Annotated in this window: 19 protein-coding genes; 11 read left to right on the forward strand and 8 right to left on the reverse strand. The window is 51.2% G+C overall.

The genetic code is table 11. From position 1 onward, the window contains the following. Position 1: 1 nt before the first annotated feature. Genes lptA through L4D79_RS24275 form a run of 5 tightly spaced genes read right to left on the reverse strand, consistent with a single transcriptional unit; the run spans position 2 to position 3,551 of the window. The gene (lptA, locus tag L4D79_RS24255) at positions 2-505 is read right to left on the reverse strand and encodes a lipopolysaccharide transport periplasmic protein LptA (protein WP_428655289.1); all 504 of its coding nucleotides are present in this window, start codon (positions 503-505) and stop codon (positions 2-4) included. Beyond that, complete coding sequence (lptC, locus tag L4D79_RS24260; protein ID WP_428655291.1) at positions 492-1,049, reverse strand: LPS export ABC transporter periplasmic protein LptC; 558 nt, start codon at positions 1,047-1,049, stop codon at positions 492-494. Before lptC ends, lptA begins: the two co-directional genes overlap by 14 nt. Next, positions 1,046-1,597 carry a 3-deoxy-manno-octulosonate-8-phosphatase KdsC gene (gene kdsC / locus L4D79_RS24265; protein ID WP_428655293.1) on the reverse strand — a complete coding sequence of 184 codons (552 nt, stop codon included), beginning with the start codon at positions 1,595-1,597 and terminating at the stop codon, positions 1,046-1,048. Before kdsC ends, lptC begins: the two co-directional genes overlap by 4 nt. After that, positions 1,597-2,568: a KpsF/GutQ family sugar-phosphate isomerase gene (locus L4D79_RS24270; RefSeq protein WP_428655295.1), complete on the reverse strand. Its 972-nt coding sequence runs from the start codon at positions 2,566-2,568 to the stop codon at positions 1,597-1,599. Before L4D79_RS24270 ends, kdsC begins: the two co-directional genes overlap by 1 nt. A 14-nt stretch (positions 2,569-2,582) precedes the next feature. Next, the gene (locus L4D79_RS24275) at positions 2,583-3,551 is read right to left on the reverse strand and encodes a calcium/sodium antiporter (protein ID WP_428655297.1); all 969 of its coding nucleotides are present in this window, start codon (positions 3,549-3,551) and stop codon (positions 2,583-2,585) included. A 112-nt stretch (positions 3,552-3,663) separates the two neighbouring features. On the opposite strand from L4D79_RS24275, the gene L4D79_RS24280 reads away from it, so the two are divergent. From L4D79_RS24280 to murA, 8 genes are all read left to right on the forward strand, one after another. Next, positions 3,664-3,897 (forward strand): hypothetical protein, encoded by a 234-nt coding sequence (locus L4D79_RS24280; protein ID WP_428655299.1) that lies wholly within the window; start codon positions 3,664-3,666, stop codon positions 3,895-3,897. A 75-nt stretch (positions 3,898-3,972) separates the two neighbouring features. Continuing rightward, positions 3,973-4,797, forward strand: a complete 825-nt coding sequence (gene mlaF / locus L4D79_RS24285) for a phospholipid ABC transporter ATP-binding protein MlaF (protein WP_428655301.1) — start codon at positions 3,973-3,975, stop codon at positions 4,795-4,797. Next, entirely contained in the window at positions 4,794-5,576 is a 783-nt protein-coding gene (mlaE, locus tag L4D79_RS24290; protein WP_428655304.1) for a lipid asymmetry maintenance ABC transporter permease subunit MlaE, read from the forward strand. The genes mlaF and mlaE overlap by 4 nt, the downstream gene beginning before the upstream one ends. Before the next feature lie 37 nt (positions 5,577-5,613). After that, positions 5,614-6,090, forward strand: coding sequence for an outer membrane lipid asymmetry maintenance protein MlaD (mlaD, locus tag L4D79_RS24295; protein WP_428655306.1), 477 nt, complete (start codon positions 5,614-5,616; stop codon positions 6,088-6,090). Between the two features lie 12 nt (positions 6,091-6,102). Then, on the forward strand, positions 6,103-6,747 hold the full coding sequence (gene mlaC / locus L4D79_RS24300; RefSeq protein WP_428655308.1) for a phospholipid-binding protein MlaC: 645 nt from the start codon (positions 6,103-6,105) through the stop codon (positions 6,745-6,747). Beyond that, positions 6,740-7,051: an STAS domain-containing protein gene (locus tag L4D79_RS24305; RefSeq protein WP_428655311.1), complete on the forward strand. Its 312-nt coding sequence runs from the start codon at positions 6,740-6,742 to the stop codon at positions 7,049-7,051. Before mlaC ends, L4D79_RS24305 begins: the two co-directional genes overlap by 8 nt. A 20-nt stretch (positions 7,052-7,071) precedes the next feature. Then, a complete protein-coding gene (ibaG, locus tag L4D79_RS24310; RefSeq protein WP_428655313.1) occupies positions 7,072-7,329 on the forward strand; it encodes a BolA family iron metabolism protein IbaG in 258 nt (85 codons plus the stop codon). 9 nt (positions 7,330-7,338) lie between these two features. Further along, positions 7,339-8,595 (forward strand): UDP-N-acetylglucosamine 1-carboxyvinyltransferase, encoded by a 1,257-nt coding sequence (murA, locus tag L4D79_RS24315; protein ID WP_428655315.1) that lies wholly within the window; start codon positions 7,339-7,341, stop codon positions 8,593-8,595. Between the two features lie 122 nt (positions 8,596-8,717). Here the strand turns inward: murA and degS are convergent, their stop codons facing one another. From degS to zapG, 3 genes are all read right to left on the reverse strand, one after another. Beyond that, entirely contained in the window at positions 8,718-9,785 is a 1,068-nt protein-coding gene (gene degS, locus L4D79_RS24320) for an outer membrane-stress sensor serine endopeptidase DegS (protein ID WP_428655317.1), read from the reverse strand. Between the two features lie 189 nt (positions 9,786-9,974). After that, entirely contained in the window at positions 9,975-11,342 is a 1,368-nt protein-coding gene (locus L4D79_RS24325) for a Do family serine endopeptidase (RefSeq protein WP_428655320.1), read from the reverse strand. Between the two features lie 110 nt (positions 11,343-11,452). After that, complete coding sequence (gene zapG, locus L4D79_RS24330) at positions 11,453-11,902, reverse strand: Z-ring associated protein ZapG (protein ID WP_428655322.1); 450 nt, start codon at positions 11,900-11,902, stop codon at positions 11,453-11,455. 241 nt (positions 11,903-12,143) lie between these two features. Here zapG and zapE point away from each other — a divergent pair, with 241 nt between their 5' ends. From zapE to rpsI, 3 genes are all read left to right on the forward strand, one after another. Beyond that, complete coding sequence (zapE, locus tag L4D79_RS24335; RefSeq protein ID WP_428655470.1) at positions 12,144-13,241, forward strand: cell division protein ZapE; 1,098 nt, start codon at positions 12,144-12,146, stop codon at positions 13,239-13,241. Between the two features lie 282 nt (positions 13,242-13,523). After that, complete coding sequence (gene rplM, locus L4D79_RS24340) at positions 13,524-13,952, forward strand: 50S ribosomal protein L13 (RefSeq protein WP_107300019.1); 429 nt, start codon at positions 13,524-13,526, stop codon at positions 13,950-13,952. Between the two features lie 14 nt (positions 13,953-13,966). Further along, a complete protein-coding gene (rpsI, locus tag L4D79_RS24345) occupies positions 13,967-14,359 on the forward strand; it encodes a 30S ribosomal protein S9 (protein WP_107350045.1) in 393 nt (130 codons plus the stop codon). Positions 14,360-14,538: the final 179 nt, after the last annotated feature.

A 14,538-nucleotide genomic window follows, 5' to 3' on the forward strand; every position in this document is an offset into this window, starting at 1 on the left:
GTTACTTCTTGTCGTTGTTCAACTGGTTTGGCTGAAGGATCGTGGTGACGCGCTGTTTCTTGCCGCGTTCGGCCACCAATTTCTGCTGGTCGATACGGTAGCTGATCACATTACCTTTAATCTCACTGCCTTCCTGGATCAGAACCGCTTCCTCGGTCATTTTGAGGAACTCGGTGGCGGTTTCGTAGCGCATTTTTTTCGCTGAGCCATCAATTGGCTTGCCATCATCCATCAGCTGGTGGAATGTCGCCGGATTGCCGTAAGCATCAATGGTTTCTTTACCCTCCTGACCGCCGGGACGAGTGACAACCACTCTGTCGGCACGGATATCGATACTGCCTTGGCGTAGGATGACATTGCCGGTGAAGGTCACGATATTCTTCTGAATATCCAACTCTTGGTTGTCTGAGTCGATATAGATAGGCTGCTCGGTGTCATTACTCAGTGCCCAGCTGGTTGTACTCAGGCACAGGTAGAGCAGGGTCATTAATTTATAGCGCTTCATATCTACCTTTTACATTATTTAATAAGGTGGCGATGTTACGGTCCATGTTGCCTTTCATGCCTGTTCCTTCATTTTGGAAGGCATCACCGGTAATAATGACATGATCCGGAGTGTCGAAGTCCTTGCTGACCAAATCCAGTCGCAAGGTGTCGGTTTGGATGACGCGAACGGCAGAGTCCGGCAACAAATTGAAAATACGAACATTGCCTGTCATTTGCAAGATATGCTCTTTGTCTAGCCGTGCTTTATTGGAGCTGATCCGCCATTCGGTTTCGCTGCCGTCTTTGTAGACCCACAGCACTGGCTCGACAAAGTCAGTATTGCCGCTCTGGCTAAAATACTCGAGATAATCGGCGTCAATCTGGTAGCTGCGCAGCCCTGATTCATTGTAGGACGTATTGACAACAGACTCGCCGGTGAAAATCGGCTTCTCTGCATCCGGGGCAACTTGGATGTCCTCTGCCCAGTGCTTTTCAAGCAGGTAATAGCCTGTCCATGCACAGATAACAATCAGCAGTGCATAGAGTAGCCGTTTTAAGGTCATATACTTAAGCCTTTATGTTTGTCCAATTCCCCTCGGGCTTCAAGGATCAGATCACACACTTCGCGCACGGCACCGAATCCACCCTGGATACGGGTGACAAAGTCGGCACGCTGGGCCAATAGGGGGTGGCCGTCGGCCACGCAGACGGAAAGACCGATTTTTTCCATTACAGGCCAATCAATCAGATCATCGCCGATATAGGCGGTATGTTCCGGTGCGATGCCAAGGTTGGCAATGATGTCCTCGTAGGCGGCCAATTTATTGTCCTGCCCTTGATAAACGTGTTTGATCCCCAAGGCCGACATCCTGTTCTCGACAATTGCCGATTTACGGCCGGTAATAATGGCCACATCGATACCGGCACTCATCAAGGATTTGATGCCATAGCCGTCGCGGGTATGGAACGTTTTAAGCTCTTCGCCATCATTGCCCATGTAAATGCGGCCGTCAGAAAAGACACCGTCGACATCGCAGATCAGCAGCTGGATAGTGCGGGCATGGGAAAAAACAGCTTGGCTGACTGGGCCGTATAGGGTTTCGATTTGCATTACATCACTCCCGCTTTCAGTAGGTCATGCATGTTCAATGCGCCGACCAGTACACCGTTATCTGTTACTAGAATGCCACTTATCTTGCGATCTTCCATCAGCTTCAAACCTTCGGCAGCGAGCACATCAGCTCTGATTGTCGCTGGATTGCGGGTCATCACCTCACCGATTACTGTGCTGTGGATATCAACGCGGTTATCGAGCAGGCGGCGAAGGTCACCATCAGTAAAGATACCAAGCAGTTGCTGGTCTTTATCAATGATAGCTGTCATTCCCAAGCCTTTGCGAGAGACTTCCAGCAAAGCATCTTTGATCAGCGCCTGTTCGCTGACAACCGGCAGGCGTTCACCGGTGTGCATGATATCGCTGATACGCAGCAGTAACTTACGGCCCAGTGCACCACCCGGGTGGGATAGAGCAAAGTCATCAGCGGTAAAACCACGGGCTTCCATCAGGGCTATGGCCAGGGCATCCCCCATCGCCAACGTTGCGGTGGTGCTGGATGTCGGCGCCAGGTTGAGCGGGCAGGCTTCTTGGTTGACGGTGATCTGCAAGTGGATCTGCGACAGTTTTGCCATGCTTGATTCCGGCTTACCGGTCATGCTGATCAATGGAATGCCCAAGCGTTTGATCACCGGCAGTAGGGCCAGAATTTCAGAGGCTTCCCCTGAGTTGGAGATAGCCAGCACCACATCGCCTTTCTCGATCATCCCTAAGTCGCCATGGCTGGCTTCTCCCGGGTGGACAAAAAAGGCCGGTGTGCCGGTACTGGCCAGGGTTGCTGCCATTTTATTACCGATATGGCCGGATTTCCCCATCCCCATGACAATGACTTTGCCATTGCATTCGCTGATCAATTGGCATGCTTCGGTGAAACTGCCATTGATATAGTGGGTCAGTCCTTTAAGTGCATCAGCTTCAATTTCAATAACTTTTCGGCCAATTTCGCAATAATCAAACGCTGTAGACATAATATTCCTCTCCGTTAGGCCGCTAGATTATAAAACAGATAACCTTGATAGGCGATAAAGGTTGCCAGCAGGATAAAACCTTCTACGCGGTTGATTCGGCGACGTTTTCCAAGTGCCATTAGCACTAGCATTATCGATACACCCAACATGACGTAGTAGTCACGGCCCATCGCCAGCGGACTGAGGGTGGATGGATTAAGCAATCCCGGGATCCCCATGACTGCCAGGATATTGAAGACGTTAGAGCCGATAATGTTACCGACCGCCATGTCATCTTCGCCTTTGAACAGGCTGGCAATGGATGCTGCTAACTCCGGCAGGCTGGTGCCGATGGCGATAATCGTCAGGCCGATCACCAGATCGCTCATACCGAAATACTTGGCAATGGTCACGGCCGAATCAACCAGTATGCTGGCAGCAAACGGCAACAGGACCAAACCTATCAGGGTCCACATGATGGCTTTCGGGTTACTGACACCGTCAGGAATGTCCGACTCTTGCTCATCGACAAGTGGATCGCCACCGGTTGCTTTGGCGTTGCGGCTGATTTTAAGCATTGCCAGCAAAAAGATAACAAACAGGACAACGAGTAGCACACCTTCAAAGAAGCCAAGGTGGTTATCCCACAGCAGAACGCCAGCAATAAGGGTCACTGCCATCATTAGCGGCAGTTCACGACGGATGATACCTGAGCTGATTGACAGTGGCTTGATCAGCGCAGTAATACCGAGGATAAGGGCAATATTGGCGATATTGGAGCCCAGCACATTTCCGACAGCAGTGTCTGTTTTGCCTTCCAAGGCGGCGGTTGCCGAGACCATCATTTCAGGAGCAGAAGAGCCCATAGCCAGGATGGTCATACCGATGACAAGCGGAGTGACACCAAGATTTTTCGCAAGCGCCGCAGCGCCGTAAACAAGTCGATCTGCGCTCCATACCAGTAAGGTCAGGCCGATACAGAGAAACACGATGGCTTCGAGCATTGTTATCCCTTTTGTAAAAGTGTGCTGGACTGAATCACTATTGCATGCCGGATGTGGGACAGTGATCCAATTGGGGTGATAAATATAAGAGACCAATTTTGACGGTTCGGCCATGAAAAAGAAAGCAAAAGGGATGAGAAATTCATTAATAGGGGGGGATTTTTATGACCTTGGAGAAGCACCGGAACGGGGCGGGACAGATCCGACCCAAGCAAGGGGGATTTTTTTGGCTTGGCGGATACCGTTATTGTCAATCGGGCCGAGAAATCACAGACTTCTTACAGTTCATCTCTTGAGTTGGTTGCATAATCTACCTATCATCAAAGGCATAAAGATAACTAATTAATTCTATTAATATAATGTCGCTTGTTATGTAAACAGGGCGACAATTTGACAGGCAGGACTGCCAAATAAGGTAACTATGGAGCAGACAGAGGCGCTGGTTTCCATCCGGCATATGACCTTCTCCCGTGGCGAGCGAAAAATTTTCGATGATGTGTCGCTGGATGTGCCCAAGGGCAAAGTGACGGCGATCATGGGGCCATCGGGGATCGGTAAGACCACCTTGCTGAGGCTGATCGGAGGACAGATTTTGCCGGATTGCGGTGATATCTGGTTTGAAGGCTGGAATATTCCAACCCTTGGGCGCAGCGAGTTATATCAAGCGCGTAAGAAAATGAGCATGCTGTTCCAGTCCGGGGCGTTGTTTACAGACATGACGGTGTTTGACAATGTGGCTTTTCCGCTGCGCGAGCATACTGAGTTACCGGACGATTTATTGCGCACCTTGGTGCTGCTCAAGCTTGAGGCCGTCGGCCTTCGCGGAGCCGCTCAGCTAATGCCGAGTGAACTCTCTGGTGGTATGGCCCGGCGGGCAGCACTGGCAAGGGCGATTGCCCTTGACCCTGATCTTATCTTGTATGATGAGCCTTTTGTCGGCCAAGACCCGATCACTATGGGTGTACTGGTGAAATTGATCCGCGATCTTAATAAAGCGCTCGGTATCACGTCGGTGATCGTTTCCCACGATGTACCCGAGGTGATGAGCATTGCCGATCATGTTTATATTCTTTCAGGCAGCCAAATCATCGGTCAGGGTACGCCGCAGGAGTTGTTGGCAAATCCTGACCCGCGTATTCGCCAGTTTATCGATGGCCACGCCGATGGGCCGGTGCCGTTCCGCTATCCCGCTCAGCCAATGGAGCAGGAGTTGTTTGCGAGTGATGGCAAGGAGCAACAAGCATGATCACTGAGTTTGTTTCCCGTCAGGGCCGACGGGCACTGGATATGTTCCAGACCATGGGGCGGGCCACGCTGGTGCTTTACGGCGCGCTGGTTAGTCGGCCTCAGCCCGGCAAGATGTTCCCGCTGTTGCTGCGTCAGCTGTATTCGGTTGGCGTACTGTCGGTAGCGATTATTCTGGTCTCAGGCCTGTTCATCGGGATGGTGCTGAGCCTTCAGGGCTATATTGTGCTGGTGGACTTTGGGGCTGAAACCAGTCTTGGCCAAATGGTGGCCTTATCCTTGCTGCGTGAGCTTGGGCCGGTGGTGACCGCCTTGCTGTTTGCCGGACGAGCCGGTTCGGCGTTGACCGCTGAGATCGGCTTGATGAAAACGACCGAGCAGCTGTCGAGCATGGAGATGATGGCGGTGGACCCCTTGCGTCAGGTGATTGCACCGCGTTTCTGGGCCGGGGTCATTTCAATGCCGCTGCTGACGATGCTGTTCTGTGCTGTTGGTATTTGGGGGGGACAGCTGGTGGGCGTGGATTGGAAAGGTATTGATCACGGCAGCTTCTGGTCGGTGATGCAATCTTCGGTCGACCTTGGCTATGACATTGGTAACAGCATTATCAAGTCCGTGGTGTTTGCAATTACCGTCACATGGATTGCGGTATTCAATGGATACGATGCGGTACCGACATCCGAAGGGATCAGCCGCGCAACGACCCGTACCGTGGTGAATTCGTCTTTGGCAGTACTGGGCTTGGATTTCGTCCTTACTGCCTTGATGTTTGGCAACTGATACAGCCGCAATGCGGTAATACAACAGGAAAAAACTGATGCAGCAAACGAAAAAACTAGAATTATGGGTAGGCAGCTTTGTATTGGCTGGCCTTGCTGCCCTGCTGGTGTTGATCTTCAAGGTTGCCGATGTCCAGAATTTGGGTGGTTCGGAAACCTACACCCTCGAGGCGCATTTCGACAATATTGGTGGTTTGAAAGTCCGCTCGCCGATCAAAGTCGGTGGGGTTACGGTCGGTAAAATTGCCAATATCACCTTAGACACGGAAACCTATGTGCCGGTGGTGACTTTGGCAATAGAAAAAAAATTCGGCTATTTCCCTGAGACCAGTTCGGCCGCTATTTTGACCTCCGGCCTTTTGGGTGAGCAGTACCTTGGTATCTCTCCAGGCTTTGTTGACGAAGACATTGATATGCTCGGGGACGGTGATTTGATTGAAGACACCCGATCGGCACTTGTTTTGGAAGATATGATTGGCCAGGTGCTGTATAGCATCGGCGGAGACAATAACTAAGAGAGCACGATTATGAAATGGTTTCGCTATGTACTTATGATGTTCGTCTGCCTGCCGCTGGTTTCGCAGGCCGCGGTGGTCGACAAGACCAACCCCTACACCATGATGGATCTGATATCGCAGCAGGCATTTTCCCGGCTGAAATCAGAGCAAAGCCTGATCCAGCAAAATCCGGAGCACTTGCGCCGGGTGGTGAAGGAAGAGTTGCTGCCTTATATCAATACCCGCTATGCCGCCTACAAGGTATTGGGCCCTCAGCTGAAAAAAACCTCGGCGCAGCAGCGTAATGAGTTTGTTGCGGCGTTCACTGATTATTTGGTTGCCTCCTATGCCCAGGTGCTGACTCAGTACACGGATCAGGACATTGAAATCGAGTCGCCAAAGTCGATCCCGGCCAACCGCACTGTGGTGTCTGTCCGGGTGGATATTGTCGATACTAAGCGTCCGCCAATCCGCCTGGATTTCAAGTTGCGTAAGAACAAGAAAACCGGCGAGTGGCAGGGTTTCGATATGGTAGCCGAAGGGGTCAGCATGATCTCGACCAAACAAAGTGAGTGGAGCGGGCAACTGCGTAGCCAAGGTGTTGATGCTGTGACCCAAGATTTGAAGCGCTTGGCCGCCAAGCCAATCCGCCGCGAGTCAGAAAACAATGACTAAGCTAAAGATTGGGTGGCAAGCTCAGGAAAATGGTCTTTACTGCTTGTCAGGGGCATTGGAACGTGACACAGTTCCAGCTTTTTGGCAGCAGCGCCATGAATGGATGCCGCAGGACAGCACTGTGTTGCTGGACTTGGCTGCGGTTGGGCGGATCGACTCTGCCGGAATGGTGATGTTGCTACATGTATACCAACAGCTGAGCCTGAATGGGTCTGAGCTGAAAATATTAAATGTGCCAGAGCAGCTTGTCACGCTGCTTCGTCTGAGTCACGTTGAGTCAATGTTAGCTGCTTGCATTGAATGAGCAGCGAAAGAGGATAGCTTGTGGAAATCTCTGAAATTAAAGACATTCTAGAAAATGCTCTGGAACTTGACGAAGTGATCGTCAAGAGCGATGGCAGCCACTACGAAGTGATTGCTGTTGGCGCCATATTTGAAGGTATGAACCGTGTTAAAAAACAGCAGGCTATCTACGGTCCGCTGATGGGACAGATCGCTGCGAATGAAATTCATGCGTTGAGCATCAAAACGTACACGCCTGAAGAATGGGCGCGTGACAAAAAATTGATGTCCCTGTCTTAAGAGGTAATGATGCAGAAGTTTCGAATCCAGGGCGGTGGCCCATTGAGTGGCGAAGTCTCCATTTCTGGTGCTAAGAATGCAGCATTGCCTATTTTGTTCGCAGCCCTACTGGCCGAAGAACCGGTAGAAGTGGCGAATGTACCAAAGCTACGTGACATCGACACCACCATGGAACTGCTGAGCCGCTTGGGCGCCAAAGTCTCCCGTAATGGTTCTGTCCATGTAGATGCCGGTCCGGTCAATGAGTTCTGTGCGCCGTATGACTTGGTGAAAACCATGCGTGCGTCAATCTGGGCGCTGGGCCCGCTAGTGGCACGCTTTGGTCAGGGACAAGTTTCTCTGCCGGGCGGTTGTGCGATCGGTGCTCGTCCAGTGGATCTGCATATCCACGGCCTTGAGCAGCTGGGGGCTGATATCACCCTGGAAGAAGGCTATGTAAAAGCCTCGGTTGATGGTCGCCTGAAAGGTGCCCACATCGTGATGGATAAAGTCAGCGTGGGTGCGACTGTGACTATCATGTCAGCGGCGACACTGGCCGAAGGCACAACCGTGATCGAAAATGCAGCCCGCGAGCCGGAAATTGTCGATACGGCTGATTTCCTTAATACGCTAGGGGCGAAGATTACGGGTGCCGGGACCGATACCATCACTATCGAAGGTGTTGAGCGTTTGGGCGGCGGTTACCACGAAGTGGTCGCTGACCGTATCGAAACCGGTACGTTCCTGGTTGCTGCAGCTGTCTCTGGTGGTAAGATCATGTGCCGTAACACCCGTCCATCATTGATGGAAGCGGCGTTGGCCAAGCTGGAAGAAGCCGGTGCCGAGATTGAAACCGGTGATGACTGGATCAGCTTGGACATGACTGACCGTGAGCTAAAAGCCGTTAACATCCGTACCGCTCCGCACCCAGGTTTCCCTACGGACATGCAGGCGCAGTTCTCGTTACTGAACTTGATGGCGAAAGGTACGGGGATCATTACCGAGACGATTTTCGAAAACCGTTTCATGCATATCCCTGAATTGATCCGTATGGGCGCTCGCGCAGAAATCGAAGGTAATACGGTGATCTGTGGTGATACCGATGGTCTGAGCGGTGCTCAGGTTATGGCAACGGACTTGCGTGCTTCTGCCAGCCTAGTGATTGCCGGTAGCATCGCGAAGGGCGAGACGATTGTTGACCGTATCTATCACATCGACCGTGGCTACGAGCATATCGAAGACAAGTTCAGCGCCCTTGGCATGAGCATCGAGCGCTTTAGCGAGTAATCTTTATTACCGTTTGAATGCGATAAAAAAACCAGCCTTTCGGCTGGTTTTTTTGTGTCTTTTTTTAGGCTCTTAGAGCCAATGACTTCTCGCCGTTAGCCTATCGCCCCTAGCCTGAGTTTTTAATACCCATTCGGCTCATTGCCAATCTTCACGGTAAGGTTGGTCGGCTCGCCGTTACGCAGTACTTTCATCTCGACTTCGGTGCCTGGGCGAAGCTCGGTGACAATATCCAGCACATTGCGGCGGTCTGTGACCCGTTTGCCGTCAATCTCAATCAGGATATCCTGTACTTTGAAGCCCGCTTTGGCGGCTGGGCCGTTGGGATCCATACCCATTACGATGATCCCGCTGACTTGCTCGGCATCATAAAGTCTTGCCATGACCGGGTTGATATCCCGCGCTTCCAAGCCGATATAACCGCGGATCACCCGTCCGTCGGCAATCAGCTTGTCCATGATTTTCTGGGTTAGCTCATAGGGAATAGCAAACGAGATCCCGTAAGTTTCAAAATCTGTTGTCTGCTGAAACGAAGCCGTATTGATCCCGACCAGCTCGCCGCGAGTATTGACCAGGGCACCGCCGGAGTTGCCTTCGTTAATGGCAGCGTCGGTCTGCAAGAAATCCTGCCGACCATAGAAGCTCATGCCCGGGCGGCCGGTAGCGGAGATGATACCGTAAGTGGTGGTCTGGCCGAGGTTGTATGGGTTGCCGATTGCCAGTACCACATCACCGACAGCAGGACGGTAGTCGGGGCTAGTTGGGATCACTGGCAAATTATCAGCTTGGATTTTCAACACCGCGAGGTCGGTACGCTGATCTTTACCGATCAGTTGGGCGGTGAGGATACGGCCGTCTTGCAGCGCAACAATAACCTGATCGGCTTCTGCCACAACATGATAGTTGGTTACGATATAACCTTTGTCACTCATGATCACGCCGGAGCCCAAACCTTGGGTGCTTAGTTGCAGCCGGTCTTCGGCATTGTAGCGGCGGTTGTAGATATTAACGACTGCCGGAGACGCGCGGCGGACGGCATAATTAAAGGAAACTTGGGTCTGGTTAACTTCAACTGGCGCCAATACCTGAGGCGTATTGAACATTTGGGTGCGGAGATCAGGGAAGATAAGCAGCAGGGCGATGGCTGTTACGACACCAAGCAAAATGGATCTAGCCAAAAAAGCCAGCATGTTCGCTCCCTTGAATGAATAAACTACTGATAATAGTCGAAGAGGGTATCATTACCTTAGACAAGATACCAAATGTTGGCTGTGTATTTTGTTGAATAAAGGAATGAAAGCTGAGCAGGAGCCAAGTTGGGTCAGTGGTGGGAGAAAAGGAACATGGCAGCCAGGCTGGCCGGCTGCCGGTAGTGAAGATTAGCGGATGATGAGGTAGAGGACGCTATTATCCCGTTTCACCTCAAGGGCCAGTACACTTGGCTTTTTATCAAGGGTTTTTCTCAGCTCACCCAAATTACGGATGGCCTGGCGGTTGACGCCGAGGATAATATCCCCTTCACGCAGGCCGAAACGGGCTGCTTCGGAGTTTTCCTGCAGGCTGGTGACCTTGACACCTTTGGCGCCATCACTCGATGTGGTATTGGCGAATTCAGCACCGGCCAGGCCGTCATGTAAACTCTCTGCTTTCACCTTGTTGGCGGAGGCTTCCTGAAGCTCGGCGGTGACATCAAGCTCTTTGCCGTCACGGACAATACCTAAGGTCACGCTTTTGCCTGCACCCAGAGTGGCTATCTTCGCCCTTAGCTCACCGAAAGTGCGGATCTGCTTGCCGTTGACTGAGACGATGATATCTCCGGCTTTCAAGCCGGCTTTCTCGGCGGCGGAATCTGGCATCACCTGGTTGATGAAGGCACCATGATTGGTCTCGTAGCCAAAGGCTTCAGCCAGCTCGGAGGTCAGCTCACCGCCTTGTACACCAAGGATACCGCGCTTGACCTCGCCGAATTCGAGGATTTGCTCGGTTAGGTTTTTCACCATGTTGACCGGGATAGCAAAGCCAATACCGACGTTGCCGCCGTTAGGACCAAGGATAGCGGTATTGATACCGACCAGTTCGCCGTTGAGGTTGACTAGGGCACCACCGGAGTTACCGCTGTTGATGGCGGCATCGGTCTGGATGAAGTTTTCGAAGTTTTCAATGTTCAGGCCGCTACGGCCAAGGGCGGAGATGATCCCTGAGGTAACAGTCTGGCCGAGGCCGAACGGGTTACCGATGGCAACGGCAAAGTCACCGACGCGCAGCTTGTCGGAGTCGGCAAGCTTGATTTGGGTCAGGTCACTGGTGTCTTTCAGTTTGAGCAGGGCAATATCAGACATTTCGTCGCTGCCGATCAGCTCGGCAGTAACCTCACGGCCATCATGGAGCTGGACCATGATCTTGTCAGCGCCACCAATCACATGGTGGTTGGTCACGATATAGCCCTTGTCGGCGTCGACAATCACTCCCGAGCCTAAACCGCGGAAAGGGCGCTCGCGAATTTGTTCCTCAGGAAAGTCAGGGCCGAAAAAGAAGCGGAACGTTTCGGGTAAACGCTGTTTGGATACTTGTTTACCTTCAACGGCAATGCTGACGACTGCAGGGGTAACTTGCTCTAGCATCGGAGCTAGGCTGGGTACCTGCTGGTTGTTAACTGACTGGGGAAGGGCGGCGGCTGCCGTCACTGGGGTAATAACTGAGCTGATGCCGATAGTCAGGGCACTTAAAACAAGTAATGTTTTTTTCATTATTACTAAACTCCGGTTTTCAAGTCCAAGCGCAGGCACACTTCCTAGTGTGTTGATATACCTGCTTTATCTCAGACTTGAAAACGGGTGTTTAGTTCCTAAGAATTTTCTTAGCTCGCTTTTGACTCTTCAGTTTCAGGCTTTGGCTCTTCGGCAACCGGTTCTGGTTTTTGGTCTTTTAGCAGGCCCGTTGCACCGTTGGCGTAATCGCGTGGTTGTTCGTCCTGAGCCTCTTTGACGTCTTTCACCGCTTCCAGTGTACTGATGCGACGGGCAAATGGGTTATCTTGCTCCGGTAGGTTCGGCATCAGCTCGGTCGATGTTTTCGCCATGTGCTCGTAAAGCTTGCTGTAGTCTTTGGCGATGTTATCCAGTAGATCTGAGCTCTGGGCGAAATGGTCAACCAGCTCCTGGCGGAACTGCTCGAGTTCGTATTTTGACTTATCTAGCTCTTTTTTCAGTTCTTTTTGCTGTTTCAAGCCTTTATTGCTCAGCCGCGTGGCAAAGGCACCGACAATGGCACCGGCAATGAAAATCAGCAGCGCATAAATCCAAGCCATGAAAAACTCCTTTTGCTCTTTTATAGGGACAGGGGAATAACGGCACCGTGAGACAGGCGAGCCTGCTGGATGAAACGGTGAGCGCTTATCATCATCCCTGTTGTATAACACCGAGATTTAATTGGTGCTGAATAGATCACCAACTTCATCTGCTCATCAACTTGTCTAGATACTATACATGTACATGGAGCAGCATGGTACTATCTCGCATATGGAGAATGACGGTTTGGGCTTAACAAGGATGACCCCTCAACAAAAATACCAACACGATCTTGAACGTAGTGACTTCGTTGCTGACCCGGCTCAAGCGATGGCCGTTGGCCACCTTGATGACCTGTATCACCGCCTTCAGGCCCCAAGATCAATAGCCGAAAGAAGCTGGATGGAGCGCCTGATGCGCCGCCCAGCCAAACCGCCAGCACCGGTGAAAGGGCTCTATTTCTGGGGCGGGGTAGGACGCGGTAAAACGTATCTGGTCGATACGTTTTTTGACTGCTTACCGACAGAACGCAAGATGCGGGTCCATTTCCACCGTTTTATGCATCGGGTTCACGATGAGATGAAAAAACTGGAGCAGCAAACGGATCCGTTAGAAGTCGTCGCCGACCGGTTTTGCGCAGAAACCGACATTATCTGCTTTGATGAGTTTTTTGTCTCAGATATTACCGATGCGATGATCCTCGGCACTTTGTTCGAAGCACTGTTCCGCCGGGGCATCACGCTGGTAGCAACGTCGAATATTCCACCCGATGCGCTCTATCGCAATGGTTTGCAGCGGGCCCGCTTTCTCCCTGCTATCGAACTTATTAATACCCACTGCGAGGTGGTAAATGTGGATTCCGGTATTGATTATCGGTTACGGACGCTGGAGCAGGCTGAAATATACCATTTCCCGCTCGACGAGCAGGCGGAACACAATATGCTGCATTATTTCGAGCAGTTGGCCGCTGGCGAGCAACGAACGGGGGGGACGATTGAGATCAATAACCGGGCCCTGCCGATCCGGCATGAAGGGGAGGGGGTGATCCATTTTGATTTTTCCACCCTGTGCCAAACGGCCCGTAGTCAGAGCGACTATATGGAGCTGTCACAGATCTACCATACCGTATTGATGTCCGGGGTAACCCAGATGCAGGAAGATGATAGTGACACCGCTCGCCGCTTTATCGCCCTTGTCGATGAATTCTATGAACGCAACGTCAAATTAATCATTTCTGCTGAAGTGGACTTGGCGCAGCTGTATCTGGGGGAACAATTGGCGTTTGAGTTCAAGCGTTGTTGCTCGCGGCTTATCGAAATGCAGAGCCATGACTATTTGGCCAGCGCACATATTCCATGATGTCGCTGAGGTGTGGTGGGTTATCGTAGTGAAAAAGGCTCCAAGTAGGGGTGGATAATCTGTAGTTTCGGGCCTTAACCCCGCAAAGTGAAAAAATCGTAATTTTTTTTCAAAAAAAGGTGATTTTTTCTCCACCCTTCCCTATAATCTTGCGACCCACCGTACCTGTAACGGCAAAAGCCGGGAGTGCCAACCACTCGAAGGGGTGATGAGGGGGCTCTGTACAGAGGGAGCATACTGCTCCTGTAAAGTGAAACTATTTAATTTTGGGTAAGAATTAGCATGAAAACTTTCGTTGCTAAACCAGAAACAGTAAAACGTGACTGGTATGTTGTTGACGCTGAAGGTAAAACTCTTGGTCGTCTAGCAACTGAAATCGCATCTCGTCTACGTGGTAAGCACAAGCCGGAGTACACTCCGCACGTTGACACTGGTGACTACATCGTAGTTATCAACGCTGAAAAAGTTGCAGTAACTGGTGCTAAGCGCACTGACAAGATGTACCACCACCACACTGGTTACATCGGTGGTCTGAAGTCTATCAGCTTCGACAAGCTTCTTGACAAGAAACCAGAGATGATTATTGAGACTGCTGTTAAAGGCATGCTTCCTAAAGGTCCTCTAGGCCGTGCTATGTACCGTAAACTGAAAGTTTACGCTGGTACTGAGCACAATCACGCTGCACAACAGCCTAAAGTTCTAGACATCTAATTGGGAATATGACAATGGCAGAGAATCAATACTACGGCACTGGTCGCCGCAAAAGCTCAGCTGCTCGCGTTTTCATTAAACCGGGTACTGGCAACATCGTAATCAACAAGCGTAGCATCGAAGAATACTTCGGTCGCGAAACTGCTCGCATGGTTGTTCGTCAGCCACTAGAGCTAGTTGAAATGCTTGAGAAGCTTGACCTATACATCACTGTTAAAGGTGGTGGTATCACTGGTCAATCTGGTGCTATCCGTCACGGTATCACTCGTGCACTTATGGAATATGACGAAACTCTACGTCCAGCACTACGCGCAGCGGGTTATGTAACTCGTGATGCACGTAAAGTTGAGCGTAAGAAAGTTGGTCTACGTAAAGCACGTCGTCGTCCACAGTTCTCTAAGCGTTAATTTTACGCTTCAGAATTTATTCTGGAAACTGTGTGCAAAAGCTCAACCTTCGGGTTGGGCTTTTTTATTGCCTGCATAACCTGCCTCTCTATCACATCTAAGCAACAATCCCTCCCTGCAAAGCCCTAAAATCGTGCCTTTCCTTGATCCTTTTGGCAGATTAAATCAGCTATACAACA

This window comes from Photobacterium satsumensis, from assembly GCF_050336935.1.
GTDB lineage: Bacteria > Pseudomonadota > Gammaproteobacteria > Enterobacterales > Vibrionaceae > Photobacterium > Photobacterium satsumensis.

Bases quoted from the DNA above. Each gene is read 5' to 3' on its own strand.
- mlaF (WP_428655301.1), top strand. From the start codon at position 3,973: ATGGAGCAGACAGAGGCGCTGGTTTCCATCCGGCATATGACCTTCTCC.
- lptA (WP_428655289.1), bottom strand. From the start codon at position 505: ATGAAGCGCTATAAATTAATGACCCTGCTCTACCTGTGCCTGAGTACA.
- murA (WP_428655315.1), top strand. From the start codon at position 7,339: ATGCAGAAGTTTCGAATCCAGGGCGGTGGCCCATTGAGTGGCGAAGTC.
- zapG (WP_428655322.1), bottom strand. From the start codon at position 11,902: ATGGCTTGGATTTATGCGCTGCTGATTTTCATTGCCGGTGCCATTGTC.
- L4D79_RS24305 (WP_428655311.1), top strand. From the start codon at position 6,740: ATGACTAAGCTAAAGATTGGGTGGCAAGCTCAGGAAAATGGTCTTTAC.
- lptC (WP_428655291.1), bottom strand. From the start codon at position 1,049: ATGACCTTAAAACGGCTACTCTATGCACTGCTGATTGTTATCTGTGCA.
- L4D79_RS24280 (WP_428655299.1), top strand. From the start codon at position 3,664: ATGAAAAAGAAAGCAAAAGGGATGAGAAATTCATTAATAGGGGGGGAT.
- rplM (WP_107300019.1), top strand. From the start codon at position 13,524: ATGAAAACTTTCGTTGCTAAACCAGAAACAGTAAAACGTGACTGGTAT.
- zapE (WP_428655470.1), top strand. From the start codon at position 12,144: ATGACCCCTCAACAAAAATACCAACACGATCTTGAACGTAGTGACTTC.
- L4D79_RS24275 (WP_428655297.1), bottom strand. From the start codon at position 3,551: ATGCTCGAAGCCATCGTGTTTCTCTGTATCGGCCTGACCTTACTGGTA.
- mlaD (WP_428655306.1), top strand. From the start codon at position 5,614: ATGCAGCAAACGAAAAAACTAGAATTATGGGTAGGCAGCTTTGTATTG.
- L4D79_RS24270 (WP_428655295.1), bottom strand. From the start codon at position 2,568: ATGTCTACAGCGTTTGATTATTGCGAAATTGGCCGAAAAGTTATTGAA.
- degS (WP_428655317.1), bottom strand. From the start codon at position 9,785: ATGCTGGCTTTTTTGGCTAGATCCATTTTGCTTGGTGTCGTAACAGCC.
- rpsI (WP_107350045.1), top strand. From the start codon at position 13,967: ATGGCAGAGAATCAATACTACGGCACTGGTCGCCGCAAAAGCTCAGCT.
- kdsC (WP_428655293.1), bottom strand. From the start codon at position 1,597: ATGCAAATCGAAACCCTATACGGCCCAGTCAGCCAAGCTGTTTTTTCC.
- L4D79_RS24325 (WP_428655320.1), bottom strand. From the start codon at position 11,342: ATGAAAAAAACATTACTTGTTTTAAGTGCCCTGACTATCGGCATCAGC.
- mlaC (WP_428655308.1), top strand. From the start codon at position 6,103: ATGAAATGGTTTCGCTATGTACTTATGATGTTCGTCTGCCTGCCGCTG.
- mlaE (WP_428655304.1), top strand. From the start codon at position 4,794: ATGATCACTGAGTTTGTTTCCCGTCAGGGCCGACGGGCACTGGATATG.